A 14,329-nucleotide genomic window follows, 5' to 3' on the forward strand; every position below is an offset into this window, starting at 1 on the left:
GTAAAAGGTTTTTGAATGAAATTTAAACAAAGTATGAACGGATCCAAATTCCAGGACAAGATCTGTTTTCAAATGGGGCTGTACAAACACAGGAGTATTTGATAAAATATAGCCATATGCGGAACCTGACGCAGGCAATGCCTATACAGGCATACCTTTATGTCCCAAACACATGGGCAATAGAGAGGAAAGGGAAAAAACATGAAAAATCCGGTTATAACGATTACAATGGATAACGGCGATGTAATGAAAGCAGAGCTTTATCCGGAAATTGCACCAAACACAGTAAATAATTTTATCAGTCTGGTAAAAAAAGGTTTTTATGACGGACTGATCTTCCACAGGGTCATCAATGGATTTATGCTTCAGGGCGGATGTCCGGAAGGAAGCGGAACAGGCGGCCCCGGCTATTCCATTAAGGGAGAGTTCAGCCAGAACGGTGTTTCCAATGCATTTAAGCATTCAGAGGGAGTGCTTTCCATGGCAAGGGCCATGCACCCCGATTCCGCCGGTTCCCAGTTTTTTATCATGCACAAGGCATCTCCCCATTTGGATGGTTCCTACGCCGCATTCGGCAAGATCACCGAGGGCATGGATATTGTAAACAAAATTGCCGATGTGAAAACGGATTACAATGACCGCCCCATGACCGAGCAGAAGATCCAGTCCATGACTGTGGAAACCTTTGGAGAAGAATATCAGGAACCTGAGACCTGTTAAGGCCATGACCTGGGAACAAGAGATCACAATAGAAGGAAATGTCTTCCAGGTTACCATATCCGACGATCATGAGGCCCTGCGTTCTGCTTTTGCGGAAGGCAGGGCTGTTGTTGGTTTATGGGACAGCCGGCGGACAGATCAGAATCTTGCTCCTGCCGCCTATGTGGTGGAATCCCTTGAGGACATTGACGAAGCATTTTTAGAACGGGTCGTCAGGAGAAAAGAGGGGCTGCCCTGGAATATTGCCAGAACAGAGCGTCTGACCATCCGGGAGTTTATGCCCAGTGACTTTGCTTCCATACCGGATGAGCCTGAGGCCGGGACGTCAGGAGCCTTGTTTTTAAAGGAAGAATCCCTAAAAGATTACATCAGGCATCAATACGGCTTCTATGAGTACGGCATCTGGGCGGTAGTAGACCATGGCACCGGGCAGCTTGTGGGAAAGGCAGGCGTCTCCAATTTAGAGCTTGACGGGCAGGACGAGCTTTTAAAGGCAATAAAAAATAATGATACCCCGGTGGAACTGGGATATCATATCTTTTCACCATATAAGCAGAAAGGGTATGGGAAGGAGGCCTGCAGGGCCATCCTTTCCTATGCCACCTCTGCTGTTTCAGAGAAGATTTATGCAAGGATCCATGAGGGAAATCTGGGGTCAATAAAGCTTGCACAGGATCTGGGGTTTAGGCTTATTGCCCGAACACATAGCGGATCAGTTCCAGGGCTGTGTCTGTATGAGTGGAATTGCTCATAACGGCAAGAACCGGGTCATCGATGATCAGGCCGGTTTTCCCGCTGAAATCCGTGCCGCTTATGAGAAGACCGCAGGCTATTTTTTCGCCGGTCTCCTGATCGGTAATAAAATAGAGGTTCTCTTTCATCTTGTCGTAAAGGTCGGCAGGGAGGAGTTCCTTTAAGTCCACAAATCCGCCCATTTCCCCAAAGTGGTCCATGGTATCCGGCTTTCCGATCATAACGTCCAGTCCCTTGCTGGATATCATGGCGGTTATTTTAGCCAATTGTGCATAGGTAAATTCATTCATGGAGGATTCGTCAAAGGTAGGAGACATGGAGTAGTCCACATCGATCTTTACATCCTCCTTAAGGTCAATGAACTGGCGGAAGCCCTGGTTAAAGTAATCATCTACAGAATCGGCTTCGCCGGCGGGGCTGCTGTTTAAAATGACGCAGGAAAGAGCGGTTTCAAACCGGTTGTTATAGACGGCGGAACCGATGGAAAAAATAAGGGCAACGGCCACAATGACAATGATGATAGGGATTTTGTAATATTCCCAGATGTACCAAAACTTGTCTTTTGCGCTCATATTTTTCAGCTTGTGACCTTCCTCATGGAGGGTGTCCTTTAGGGTTTTGTCTTCGTATGGGGTCATGATTTATGCCTCTTTCTTTTTTATTGCAAGTACTTTTCTGATTATATCATGAACCTGGGATTCATGATGATCAACATTCAACCTTCGCGCTGATGAGCAGGCTCACCTTTGCTTTCTTGGGCTCATTATATCACACAATGTTGGATTTTCATTAAAATAATTATAAAATTTTGGTGAAATAAGGGAGAACGTTTGCTTTTTAAAAGCAAATCCGCTATAATATCCTTTAATGTCATTATGAGAAGGGGAAAAACGTATGTTTTCTGGTTTTTTTAATTATGATAATCCGGTATGGCGGTTTATCGGTAAATTTGGAGATCTGATTCTTTTGAATATCCTGTGGCTGGTGTGCAGCATCCCGATTTTTACCATAGGAGCCTCTACCACAGCCGTATACTATGTGACCCTGAAGCTTGTAAGAGATGATGATGGATATACCATCCGCTCTTTTTTTAAATCTTTTAAAGAAAACTTTAAGCAGTCCACGGTGATCTGGCTCATTCTTCTGGCCGTGGGAGTGATCCTTGGGATTGATGTGTACTTCTTTACCAGATTGTTTACAGGCTCCGGGTCCTTCCGGACGGTGATGCTTACGGTGTTTCTGGCAATGGTACTTATTTATGGGGCTGTTTTTACGTATGTTTTCCCATTGCAGGCCAGGTTTGTCAACTCAGTAAAGCGCACCTTTTTCAATGCATTTTTCATGTCCCTGCGCCATTTATTCCGCACCATTGGAATGATTGCCATTGACGGGGTCCTGGTGGCGGCGGCATTCGTATTCATGGTACCGCCCATGCTGATGATATTCATGCTGTTTGGTTTCCCCCTGCTGGCGTTTATCAATTCCTATATCCTGGCTCCTGTGTTCAATCTGTACATGCCAAAGGAGGAGGAAAGAAGCGACGAGCTGAGACCTTTGTTTGCAGATGAGGATGAGTCTGTAAGCAGCCTGTTGATGGCAAAGGGTGACAAGCTTGGGGAAGAGGCACCTGGGAAAGAAGTAACAGAGACTGAAAACACACAAGATTGGCAGGAATAATTTCTGCCCGCAGCCGTCAGGGACGCACACAGCTCCCTGTCCGGCTGTTTTTTAATCTCTGGATTATGGCATTTTATGGGGATTTCATATTATGGACACCATATGTTCACAAAAAAAAGATATACTTGATAACTGGACAAGGAAATGCCTGGGAGGTGGAATATGACTGAAGAAGAGTATCTCTGTTTTATCCAGCCCTACGAGGATGCCCTTAAGAACATCCGTGTCAGAGTGGAGGTGCTGAATAATGATTACAGAAGGAAGTATCAGAATTACCCCATCCACTATGTCCAGCACAGAATCAAGCAAAAGGAAAGCATTGAGAATAAGCTGGAGAAGAACGGATATGATGCCAGCGCGGATTCGGCCAGAAACTATCTGACGGATATTGCCGGAATCCGGGTCATCTGCTATTTTGTAAGGGATATTTATGCCGTTGTCGGCCTGTTAAAGAAGCAGTCGGATATTGTGATCATAAAGGAAAGCGATTATATTGCCGGTCCAAAGCCAAATGGGTATCGAAGCTTTCACATGGTTTTTGGGGTTCCGGTTTATCACACCGACGGCATGGAATACTATCCGGTGGAAATACAGCTTCGCACCATGTCCATGGACTTATGGGCCAGCATGGAGCACCGCATCTGCTATAAGGGAGAACAAAAAGAACAGGCGGCAGAGGAATTTAGGGAATATGCCATGGCCTTAAGAAAGATGGAAGAAGAGATGGAGGAATTTCTCTGAGATAAAAAAGAGTGAGGGCATGTTCCAAAGTTATGAGTCTAAAGACCATAGCTTTGGAACATGCCCTTTTATTTTATCTTCAGACCATGAATTGCCGTGCTTTTTGGCACAGGCAGACAATAAGGTAAGAATATTATAGATTTCAGACAGAATATTAAATAGCTTTCCGAATTCTGTTTTAGTACTATAATACTATCATAAAATTCAAAAAGGAGAGGGAGCTATGAAAGGAAGAACAGCAGCAATAGCAGCAGTTGTCATGTCGGCCATAATGGGGATGCCACTGACCGGATGCGGGAGCAATGCAACTGGGGGAGACGGGAAAGGGGCAGTTCAGGCCGGCGGAACCGTCACAGACACAGGCAAGGCTGACAGCGAAGACAAGAATATTGTGTTCTGGAATGTGGGGACAGAGGGAGCAGACAAGAAGATTTACGAGTACGCCATGGACAAATTTGAGGCGGAAGCAGGCAATGGCTATAAAATCGATAACCAGCCCACACAAAATGATAAATACAAGGAAAAGCTTGTGATCGCCATGAGCTCCGGGGAGTGTCCGGATGCCTATACCACATGGTCCGGCGGACCTATGAACGAGTACATAAAATCGGGCTTTGCCCAGCCCCTTGATGAGCTGTATGAAAAATATGGACTGAAGGACCGCTTTATGGAAGGCGCCCTGGAACAGGCCAGTTATAACGGGAAAATCTATGGCATACCCGTAAAAAACATCTCCATAGCAGGTATTTACTACAATAAGGATTTATTTGATAAATACAATGTAAAGGTTCCCTCCACCTTATCAGAGCTGGAAAAAGCATGTGATACATTCCTGGCTGAGGGCATCATACCATTTGCTCTTGCCAACGGGCCAAAATGGACCGGCTCCATGTATTTTCAGTGTCTGGCAGCCAGAAAGGGCGGCTTAGAACCATTCCAAAAGGCATGCGACGGCAGCGGAAGCTTTGAAGATGAATGTTTTGTCTATGGGGGAGAAAAGATTCAGGAATGGGTAAACAAAGGATATTTTCCTGATGGCTTTAATTCCATGAGCGAGGATGACGGACAGGCAAAGCAGCTTTTCTATACGGAGGCTGCAGCCATGTATTTGACAGGCTCCTGGAATACGGCTGCCTTTAAAACCGACAGTGAAGAGGGGGGAAGTGATTTCTACAGCAAGGTAGGCTGGTTCAGCGTTCCTGCCGTAGATGGCTCGTCTGCGGATGCTTCCATTCTCTGCGGGACCCTGGGAGACCAGTTCATTTCCTTTAACTGTACCGGGGAAAAACTGGAGGCTGCATTTAAGTTTGCTGCAGGTCTCTCTGATGAAGACACGGTGGAACAGTTTGTGGAAGCAGGCCTGATTCCTCCCTTAAAGGGAATCGAAGCAAAGATCACGGATCCTTTATCCAAGCAGATCGTGGAAGCGGCCAACAAAGCGTCTGCTGTCCAGCTCTGGTACGATCAGTACTTAAGTCCAAGTGTTGCCAACGCCCACTTAGATGGCAACCAGGAGGTTTTCGGCCTTACCATGACGCCTCAGGATGCAAACAAGAAGATGCAGGAGGCACAGCAGGAAATTCTTTCCGGTGAAAAATAAGAGATAAGGCGGTTCTTCGCAGCCGCCTTAAAAATTAAAAGGATGGGTCCCGGGGGTTTCGCCGTTAACAGGCACAAATCCTGTCCGAATAAAACGGACGGGAATGGAAAGGTATGGTTGGTAACATGAAAGGCAAGGCACAGACCATTGGAATACGCAGGCAGAGAAGCACAAACATGGCGGCATTTATCTTTCTGCTGCCGGCAGCAATTATCATGATTGCATTTATTTTCTACCCCATTATGGATTCCTTTATTATCAGTACATACAAGTGGAATGGAATAGCCGCTGATAAACAGTTCATCGGCCTTGCCAACTGGGGGAAGCTGGTGAGAGACAGAAATTTCTGGTTTGCGTTCCGCAATAACATCATCATCATGGTAATGTCCATTGGGATTCAGATTCCCATGGGCCTGGCGGAGGCCACGTTTATTGAATTCCTGGGGAGAAGAGGCACCGTTTTCAAGATATTGTGGTTTATTCCCATGCTCATGTCGTCGGTTGCCATCGGTTTTTTGTTCACCTATGCCCTGGCAGCCAACGGAGGCATGATCAGTTGGGTCTCTCACCTTTTGGGAGGCGGAAATATCGATCTGTTAGGCAACCGGAAAACAGCCCTTATGACAGTTATCCTGGTGATCGCCTGGCAGTTTATCCCCTTTTACATGGTTTACTCCATGGCGGCTTATACCAATATATCCCTGGATGTTTATGAGGCCTCTCTCATTGACGGGGCCACAAAGGGACAGTATTTCTGGAGGATCGCCCTTCCCCTTCTCATGCCGTCGGTAAAGAGCGCGGCCATCTTATCCATGGTGGGGTCCCTAAAGTACTTTGACTTAATTTATGTCATGACAGGAGGGGGGCCGGGAACAGCCACGGAGTTAATGGCCACCTATATGTATAAAAATTCTTTCAGCCAGTTTAATATGGGCTACGGCTCTGCCGTTGCAGGCGGAATGTTCCTTCTGATCACGGCCCTGTCCCTGATGACCATGGGACTGATCAGTGGAGGAAAGGAGGAGCAGACATGAACCAGGATCATAATAAAATAAAGGGAAAAAGTCTGCTGTGCTGGGCAGGAGCCTATGTTTTTGCCGCCGCTGCGGTCATAGCCGGCATTCTGCCTTTTATCTTCATGGTTTTAAACTCCTTTAAGACGAAATTTGAAATGCTGACAAAGGGGGTATTCTCCCTACCCGCATCCCTGAATTTTAAAAATTACCAGGGGGTGCTGCAAGGAGGCTTTGTCCGTTACTTCGGAAACAGCGGCTTTGTGCTTCTCCTGTCCCTGTTTCTAATCCTCTTTATCGCTGCCTGCGCTTCTTACCCTCTTGCCAGGTTCCGGTTCCGGCTCAACGGGCTGGTTTTCGGATTGATCGTAGCCTGTATGGCTATCCCGATCCACATCACTCTGATCCCTGTTTTCCAGATGACGAAAAGGGCAGGGATCTACGATTCCTTGTGGGCTTTGATCGGGCCTGATGTAGCTTTTGCCCTTCCTATTTCCGTGTTCATCCTTACGAATTTTATGAAGGGAATTCCCGTGGAGATCGAAGAATCGGCTGAGATGGATGGCTGCAGTAAATACCGGATGTTTTTTCAAATCATACTTCCCCTTACAAAGCCGGGAATATCCACCCTGGCCATTTACAACGGTGTAAATATCTGGAACGAATTCAGCTTTTCCTATACCCTGACCCAGTCCGTGAAAAACAGGACCCTGCCCCTTGCCGTATGGGATTTCCAGGGTCAGTATGCCATGAATACCCCTATGATCATGGCCGTTCTCACCCTGACGGTGCTGCCCATGATTCTGCTGTTCATCTTTGCCCAGGATAAGCTTATAAAGGGCATGACAAGCGGGGCCGTAAAGGGGTAAACCACGTCCGGGACAGGGCCGGACTGCCTGGAGCAAGGGGGGCTGAGCCTTTGTTTGACAGGTATTCCCTTTTTCTGTATAGTACTTTTAGTATGTGAAATAAGGGGGAAATGATTATGGGGATAAAGGAAAAGTGGGCCCAGAGCTGGACGTACTTAAAAAAGATTCAGTTCTTTCTTATTATAATTATTCTGACAGTGACCTTATCGGCCATCATCGTTTCCATCGTCTCCTCAGTTTCCTTTCTTACGAAACAGAATGAGCAGTATGTGTCGGAGCAGTTGTCAGCCATGACCTCGGAATACGACAGCATCCTGGAGCAGTACAAGGCGGTGGTTTTTTCCCTGGTCATGGATAAACACATCCAGAAGTACTGTTCCTTCTCCGAGGCAAACCGGAATATGAATGAGGAAGCAGGCAATGTATACACGACCCTGCTCAATGTGCTGTATATGCAGAACAATGCCAATTTTATTGTGGTATTCAATAAAAAGGCCGGTTCCTTTATCTACAATGGAGATATGTCCATCATGGAGTCCCGGTTTGATGAGGTCTGGGAAAAGGATTATGACCAAAGCTTAAAGGGCAAGGAAAAGGGGGCTCTCCGGCTGAGCTTTGGGGACAATTATTACCGGAATCACAAATACACCCTTACCCTGTATTTTCCCATTTATTCCGTGACAAACATGGTGACGGAAAAGGGCATGTTGGTCATTAACCTGGAAGACAGCCTTTTGGAGCATTTAAACAACCGGACCCGCTACAATCTTTCCAGCCTGTATTTAACGGATATCCAGGGAACCGTGGTTTCCAACACGGACAGAGTGGAGATGGGAAAAACACTGGCCTTTGCCGACCGCTTAAGAGGAAAAGAGGGAAGCTTCTGGTACGGCGGCAGGCTGGTGAATTACCAGAGGATCGGGGACTGGAATTATTACCTGGTCCACGAGGTTCCCATGAAATATCTCTACCAGAACTGCTACCGCATTGTGGTGCTTCTGCTGTGCGTCATGGTGTTTGTTACAGGGATATCCCTTTCCGCCTCCGGCCGGATGGCAAAGGTATTATTAAAGCCAATGAATAAGCTGATAACCAAGATGAACGATGTTTCCTCCGGTAATTTGAGAACAAGAATCAATACGGAGGATATGGACAGGGACAGCCGGAAGCTGGCGGACGGCTTTAATACCATGATGGATGAGATCGACGTTTTGATGAAACAGGTGGCAGAGGAACAGAGGCAGATCGCCCAGATGAAGTTTAACAGCCTTCAATCCCAGATCCAGCCCCATTTTCTTTATAATACCCTGGAATGCATTCACTGGCAGGCCCTTTCCGATGGAAGCGAGGAGATCTCCACCATGGTAAAGGCCATGGCCCAGTATTACCGCATCTGTTTAAGCGAGGGGAAGGATATTATTTCCCTGGAAAAGGAACTGGAGCATGTGAAAAATTATCTGATCATCCAGAACATGCGGTACGGCAACATCATTGAACTGGAAATAGGCATTCCGGATGAGTATATGAGTATCCGGATCCCCAAGATCACCCTGCAGCCCCTGGTGGAGAATTTCCTTTACCATGGGATCCGGGTAAAAGAGGGGAGAAAGGGGAGCGTATCCATCCATATCCGGGAGAAAGGCCAGGACTTATACCTGATCGTGGAAGATAACGGACAGGGCATGAAAGCGGAAAAGGTGAATTATATTAACAGCCATATTTCTGAATTTGACAGGCAGATCGGCTACGGGATCAACAATGTGAACAAGAGGATCGAGTTTCTGTATGGTCCGGGCTGTGGCCTGCATTACAGTCTGAATGAGGAGGGGGGCGTGAAAGTCACGATCCGCCTGAAAAAAGAGGGAAGGCCGGAAGATGTATAAGATATTGATTGTGGATGATGAGAAAATGATCCGCATGGGGATTAAGAATTCCATGCCCTGGGATGCCATCGGGATCGGGGAGGTGTACACCGCTGCTTCAGCCAGGGAAGCCCTGGAGCTTGCCAAAACCCATCGCCCGGAAATTATTATTACGGATATCAGTATGACGGAAATGACTGGCCTGGAATTGATCGAAGAGATCAGGAAGGAAAATGAAGTCTGCAGGATCATCGTGCTGACCGGCTATGACCGCTTTGACTATGCCAGGCAGGCATTAAAGCTTAGAACTCAGGATTTCCTCTTAAAGCCCATTGATGAACAGGAGCTGTTAACATGCATTTACCGCCAGGTGGGAGAGCTGGAGCGCTTAAGAAAGGAGCGGGAAAATGCGGAGCTGGTGAAGCGCACCAGAGGATTTTACCAGCAGACGAGGCTGGAAATGCTCATGTGTGAGGTAATAAGCGGGAAAAAATGGGATCAACAGGAGGAGAAAGAGTTCTTTTCCCAGTATCCCTTTTCCCCGGATCAGGAGATGCGCGCCGGGATCCTGCTTCCGGACATTCCTGCATCCGATAACAGTGACAGCCGGTTTTTCCGCATCTGGACCATCAAGAGCATCTGCATGGGAGTGCTTGATGAAAAGCAGGAGGGCATTACCCTCAGCGACGGAGAGGGGCAGATTCTCCTTGTGCTGTTTGGCAAGGAGTCCGGCGTGGGGGCTGAGGACCGGGCCGGAGAGCTGATCGATCTTTTGGAGAGCGAATGCAGCAGTAAGATACGGATTGTTCTGGGAAGCAGCCAGAAAGGATTTGACAGGTTGAATGTTTCTTATAATGATGCGGTGCATATCCTGAAGAACGAAACAAAGGAGCCGGACAGGATCGCAAGAGTGGAGTGGGAAGAGCGGAGGGACCATATGTTCCGGGAGGCTTACGGCGAATTTAAACGGGCCTTGCTGGCTTCCGTCAGTGATGGGGAACTGTTCATGCATGTGTTTGAGCGTTTCCTCCAGTCCCTGGAATCTTATAATGTGTCCAGCCATTATGCAGGCCGCTGCCTTTTTGAACTGGCTTCTGCCGTTTACTTCACCTATATCGGTGAAACGGGAGACAGGGTAGATGACAGGCTGAATGTGTTCCTTCAGTCCTTAAACGGTATGGACAGGAAGAATTCCGCCTGTCTTGCCACGGCGTTTTTCCAGAAGCTTTTAACAAAGGAGCGGGGGGATGAGTATGAACTGATCCGGAAGGTAAAGACGCTGATCCGGAATGACTTATCAGGGGATTTATCGATTTCCAGCCTGGGGGATCAGGTATATGTGACACCTAACTATTTGTCCAGGATATTCAAACGGGTGACAGGAGAGGGCTGCAACGAATACATCGTTAAAAAGCGCATTGAAAAAGCAAAGTTTCTTTTAGAGACCACATCCTTAAAGGCCGGTGAGATCGCCGGCATGATCGGATATCACGATATTAATTATTTTTCCCTGGCATTTAAAAAACAGACCGGGGTTTCTCCCACAAAGTACAGGGAGAGGTCAAAGGGAAAAAACAACAGGTAACAAAAGGAATACATATCAGGAGGTAGCAATATGGGAAGGGAATATCATGTAGCCTTTAACGGCAGTGACGATGCTGCCGGGACAAAGGAAGCGCCGTTTCGGACTATTTCAAAAGCGGCCGCCATTGCACAGACAGGGGACCTGGTCACGGTACATAAAGGAGTATACCGGGAATGGGTAAAACCGCTTCACAGCGGCTACAGCCATATAAACAGGATCACTTACCAGGCGGCTGAAGGAGAAAAAGTGGTCATCAAAGGTTCTGAACAGATCGATCATTGGGAGAGAGTGGAGGGGACGGTATGGAAAGCCGTCATCCCCAACGGGCTGTTTGGAGACTATAATCCTTATAAAGAGCCATTGGAAGGGGACTGGTTCGTCTATCCGGAAGAGGGCCTTCATCCAGGGGACGTTTATTTAAACGGAAAATCCTTTTATGAAGCAAGGTCACTGGAAGAGGTAAAAAGTCCCGTTATACGACTGGAAGGATATAATCCGCCCTGGACCCGCCACAGGGAGCCTCTGCTTCACCCGGAGGACTCTGTCTACCAGTGGTATGGCCAGGTGGATAAGGAGACAACTACCATTTATGCCAATTTCCATGGGGCTGATCCCAACCGGGAATTGACGGAGATCAATGTGCGCAAGTGCTGTTTTTATCCGGAACGGCCGGGCATGAATTACATTACGGTCCGGGGTTTTGAGATGGCCCAGGCAGCCTGTCCCTGGACTCCGCCTACGGCAGACCAGCCGGGGCTTTTGGGCACTCACTGGAGCAGGGGCTGGGTGATTGAGAATAATATTATCCATGATGCAAAGTGCAGCGGCATCAGCATTGGAAAAGAGGCCTCCACAGGCCATAATTTATGCTCCAGAAGGCACAGAAAGCCTGGTTACCAGTATCAGATGGAGGCTGTTTTCCGTGCCATCCAGATAGGCTGGAGCAAAGAGACCATTGGTTCCCATGTGATAAGGAATAATGTGATTTACGACTGCGGACAGAACGGTATTGTAGGCCATATGGGCTGCGTATTCAGCCGCATTACCGGCAACCATATTTATAATATTGCGGTCAAGCACGAATTTTTTGGCTATGAGATTGCAGGGATCAAGCTTCATGCTGCCATTGACGTACAGATATGCAATAATAACATCCACCACTGTACCTTAGGCACCTGGCTGGACTGGCAGGCTCAGGGAACCAGGGTCAGCGGGAACCTTTACTATTGCAATGACAGGGATCTTATGGTGGAGGTGACCCATGGCCCATATCTGGTGGACAATAATATCTTTGCCTCGGAATATAATTTTGACAACATCGCCCAGGGCGGAGCTTACGTAAATAATTTATGCTGCGGGACCATGCGCAGGGAGGCGGTGTTAAACCGTTCTACCCCCTATCATTTCCCCCATACCACACAGGTGGCCGGTACGGCTCTCGTTTACAGCGGCGATGACAGGCTGTACCAGAATATTTTTGCAGGGGGAGGGCCTTCCTATACGGAGCAGTCTATTTCGGGAACGGCAGGATATGACGGCTGCCCCACCTCTCTGGAAGAATATATCGAAAGGGTACTGGCCATTGGAAACGGGGATGTGGAGCTGTTTGAGCAGGCGGCACAGCCTGCGTATATTGAAGGCAATGGATATTTAAAGGGAGCACCGGCTTTTGAACGGGAAATAAATCATTTCTTAAGTCATAAGGATCCAAAGATCAGGATCGTGGAAGAAGCCGACGGCACTTATCTGGAAATGGAGGCGGAAAAGGGGCTGTTTGAAATCAAGACAGAGATTATAGACACAGAGAAGCTGGGGATGGTACGGATCGTGGAAGCTCCTTATGACGATCCCAATGGAAATCCCGTTGCCATTAATACGGACTATTTCGGTAATCCAAGAAAGGCAAGCCCTGTGGCCGGCCCCCTGGAGGGCTTAAAAGAAGGATATAACAGGATAAAGGTGTGGGGAAGGTAGAAAACCGCGTTTTACATAGCCGTTTGCATTCATCTGAGCAAACGGCTGTTAAAATTTACGGAAGCCTTTTGGCATTCCGGCTTACCGTACAGATGATGTGGCATGATCCGGGATTATAGGGGGATAAGGGATATGATGGGATTTAAAACAGAAAAAATCACATAAAAGGATCAACAGGAAGAATCCCCCGGCAGTGTTCTGCCGGGGAACTTAAGAAGTATGTACATGAATATGGGGAAGCTGGATTATTTATCGATCCGGAAGCCTGAATAGGCGGTCATGCCGTGTTCATGGAGATCCAGGCCGTCTGACTGTTCCTGATCGGAAACCCTTAAGCCTATGGTTTTCTTAAGCAGAGTAAAGATGATAAATGCGGTTATGGCCGTATACACCAGAACGGAAGCAACGCCCAGCAACTGTGTCAGGAAATTGCATCCTTCTCCAAAGATACCGGTCAGCAGGGTACCCAGCAGCCCACAGCACCCATGGACGCCTACTGCGCCTACCGGGTCATCGATTTTAGCGGTCTTATCAATGAATTCAATGGCAAGAACCACTACAAAACCTGCAATTGCCCCGATGATAATGGATTCGTAAGGGGTCACCACATCACAGCCGGCAGTGACCGCCACCAGACCGGCCAGAGCGCCGTTTAATGTCATGGATACGTCGGGCTTGCCGTAACGCACCCAGGTGAACAAAAGGGTGGCCAGAGTAGAAGCGGCAGCAGCCAGATTGGTGTTCATGGCGATGTTGCCGAGCGTGGTGGTGGCAGCAGTTGTGGAACCGCAGTTAAATCCAAACCAGCAGAACCAGAGAATGAATACGCCGAGAACGCCTAAGGGAATGTTGTGGCCGGGAATCGCGTTTGCAGTTCCGTCTTTGTTGTATTTCCCAATGCGGGGACCTACCACCTTAGCGCCTACCAGGGCGCAGATGCCGCCCACCATATGGACTGCGGTAGAACCTGCAAAATCATGGAATCCCATGTCAGCTAACCAGCCGCCTCCCCAGATCCAGTGTCCGGTTATGGGGTAGATGACCACACTGATGGCTGCCGAGTAGACCAGGTAAGAGGAAAATTTTGTGCGTTCTGCCATAGCTCCTGAGACGATGGTGGCGGAGGTGGCACAGAATACGGTTTGGAAAATCATGAATACGGCAATGGGAAGGCCGTTGAATAAACCGTTTCCGTCAGCCAGCGAATAAGGATCAAAGAATCCTGAACCTCCAAAAAGGCCTGCCACATTGTTCCCGAACATGAGAGGGAACCCCAGGATAAAGTAGAAGAGAGAACCGAGAACAAAATCCATCATGTTTTTCATACAGATGTTTCCCGCATTTTTTGCCCTTGTGAACCCTGTTTCCACCAGGGCAAAACCGGCCTGCATAAAGTAGACCAGAATTGCGGCCAGCATGGTCCATATAATATTCAATAGTAAGGTTGTATTTTCCATAATCGTTGCTCCTCCAATAATTTTTGATGGTATCATACAGAATCACAGGAATAAAAAACGGGGATAACCGCTTAAAAA

The 14,329-nt window shown here is 47.8% G+C and carries 12 protein-coding genes; 10 read left to right on the forward strand and 2 right to left on the reverse strand.

The features are described from left to right. The first annotated feature begins 201 nt into the window (after positions 1-201). Entirely contained in the window at positions 202-720 is a 519-nt protein-coding gene (locus tag ACYVD3_RS26650; RefSeq protein WP_460645530.1) for a peptidylprolyl isomerase, read from the forward strand. Positions 721-724: 4 nt separating this feature from the next. After that, positions 725-1,474, forward strand: a complete 750-nt coding sequence (locus tag ACYVD3_RS26655) for a GNAT family N-acetyltransferase (protein ID WP_460645531.1) — start codon at positions 725-727, stop codon at positions 1,472-1,474. On the opposite strand, the gene ACYVD3_RS26660 is transcribed toward ACYVD3_RS26655, so the two are convergent. Further along, a complete protein-coding gene (locus tag ACYVD3_RS26660; RefSeq protein ID WP_460645532.1) occupies positions 1,410-2,111 on the reverse strand; it encodes a hypothetical protein in 702 nt (233 codons plus the stop codon). The two genes, ACYVD3_RS26655 and ACYVD3_RS26660, sit on opposite strands and share 65 nt — an antisense overlap. Before the next feature lie 256 nt (positions 2,112-2,367). Here ACYVD3_RS26660 and ACYVD3_RS26665 point away from each other — a divergent pair, with 256 nt between their 5' ends. From ACYVD3_RS26665 to ACYVD3_RS26700, 8 genes are all read left to right on the forward strand, one after another. Continuing rightward, positions 2,368-3,150, forward strand: coding sequence for a YesL family protein (locus ACYVD3_RS26665; protein ID WP_460645533.1), 783 nt, complete (start codon positions 2,368-2,370; stop codon positions 3,148-3,150). Positions 3,151-3,312: 162 nt separating this feature from the next. Beyond that, on the forward strand, positions 3,313-3,891 hold the full coding sequence (locus tag ACYVD3_RS26670) for a GTP pyrophosphokinase (RefSeq protein ID WP_460645534.1): 579 nt from the start codon (positions 3,313-3,315) through the stop codon (positions 3,889-3,891). Positions 3,892-4,114: 223 nt separating this feature from the next. Continuing rightward, on the forward strand, positions 4,115-5,491 hold the full coding sequence (locus ACYVD3_RS26675; RefSeq protein WP_460645535.1) for an extracellular solute-binding protein: 1,377 nt from the start codon (positions 4,115-4,117) through the stop codon (positions 5,489-5,491). A 113-nt stretch (positions 5,492-5,604) separates the two neighbouring features. Next, positions 5,605-6,525, forward strand: a complete 921-nt coding sequence (locus ACYVD3_RS26680) for a carbohydrate ABC transporter permease (RefSeq protein ID WP_460645536.1) — start codon at positions 5,605-5,607, stop codon at positions 6,523-6,525. Further along, positions 6,522-7,373: a carbohydrate ABC transporter permease gene (locus ACYVD3_RS26685; protein WP_460645537.1), complete on the forward strand. Its 852-nt coding sequence runs from the start codon at positions 6,522-6,524 to the stop codon at positions 7,371-7,373. Before ACYVD3_RS26680 ends, ACYVD3_RS26685 begins: the two co-directional genes overlap by 4 nt. Before the next feature lie 116 nt (positions 7,374-7,489). After that, positions 7,490-9,256: a sensor histidine kinase gene (locus tag ACYVD3_RS26690; protein ID WP_460645538.1), complete on the forward strand. Its 1,767-nt coding sequence runs from the start codon at positions 7,490-7,492 to the stop codon at positions 9,254-9,256. After that, positions 9,249-10,820: a response regulator transcription factor gene (locus ACYVD3_RS26695; RefSeq protein WP_460645539.1), complete on the forward strand. Its 1,572-nt coding sequence runs from the start codon at positions 9,249-9,251 to the stop codon at positions 10,818-10,820. Before ACYVD3_RS26690 ends, ACYVD3_RS26695 begins: the two co-directional genes overlap by 8 nt. A 30-nt stretch (positions 10,821-10,850) precedes the next feature. Beyond that, positions 10,851-12,794, forward strand: a complete 1,944-nt coding sequence (locus ACYVD3_RS26700; protein WP_460645540.1) for a right-handed parallel beta-helix repeat-containing protein — start codon at positions 10,851-10,853, stop codon at positions 12,792-12,794. Positions 12,795-13,039: 245 nt separating this feature from the next. Here ACYVD3_RS26700 and ACYVD3_RS26705 read toward each other — a convergent pair whose 3' ends face one another. After that, complete coding sequence (locus ACYVD3_RS26705; protein WP_460645541.1) at positions 13,040-14,251, reverse strand: ammonium transporter; 1,212 nt, start codon at positions 14,249-14,251, stop codon at positions 13,040-13,042. Between the last annotated feature and the right edge of the window lie 78 nt (positions 14,252-14,329).

Source organism: Lacrimispora brassicae (assembly GCF_054772055.1).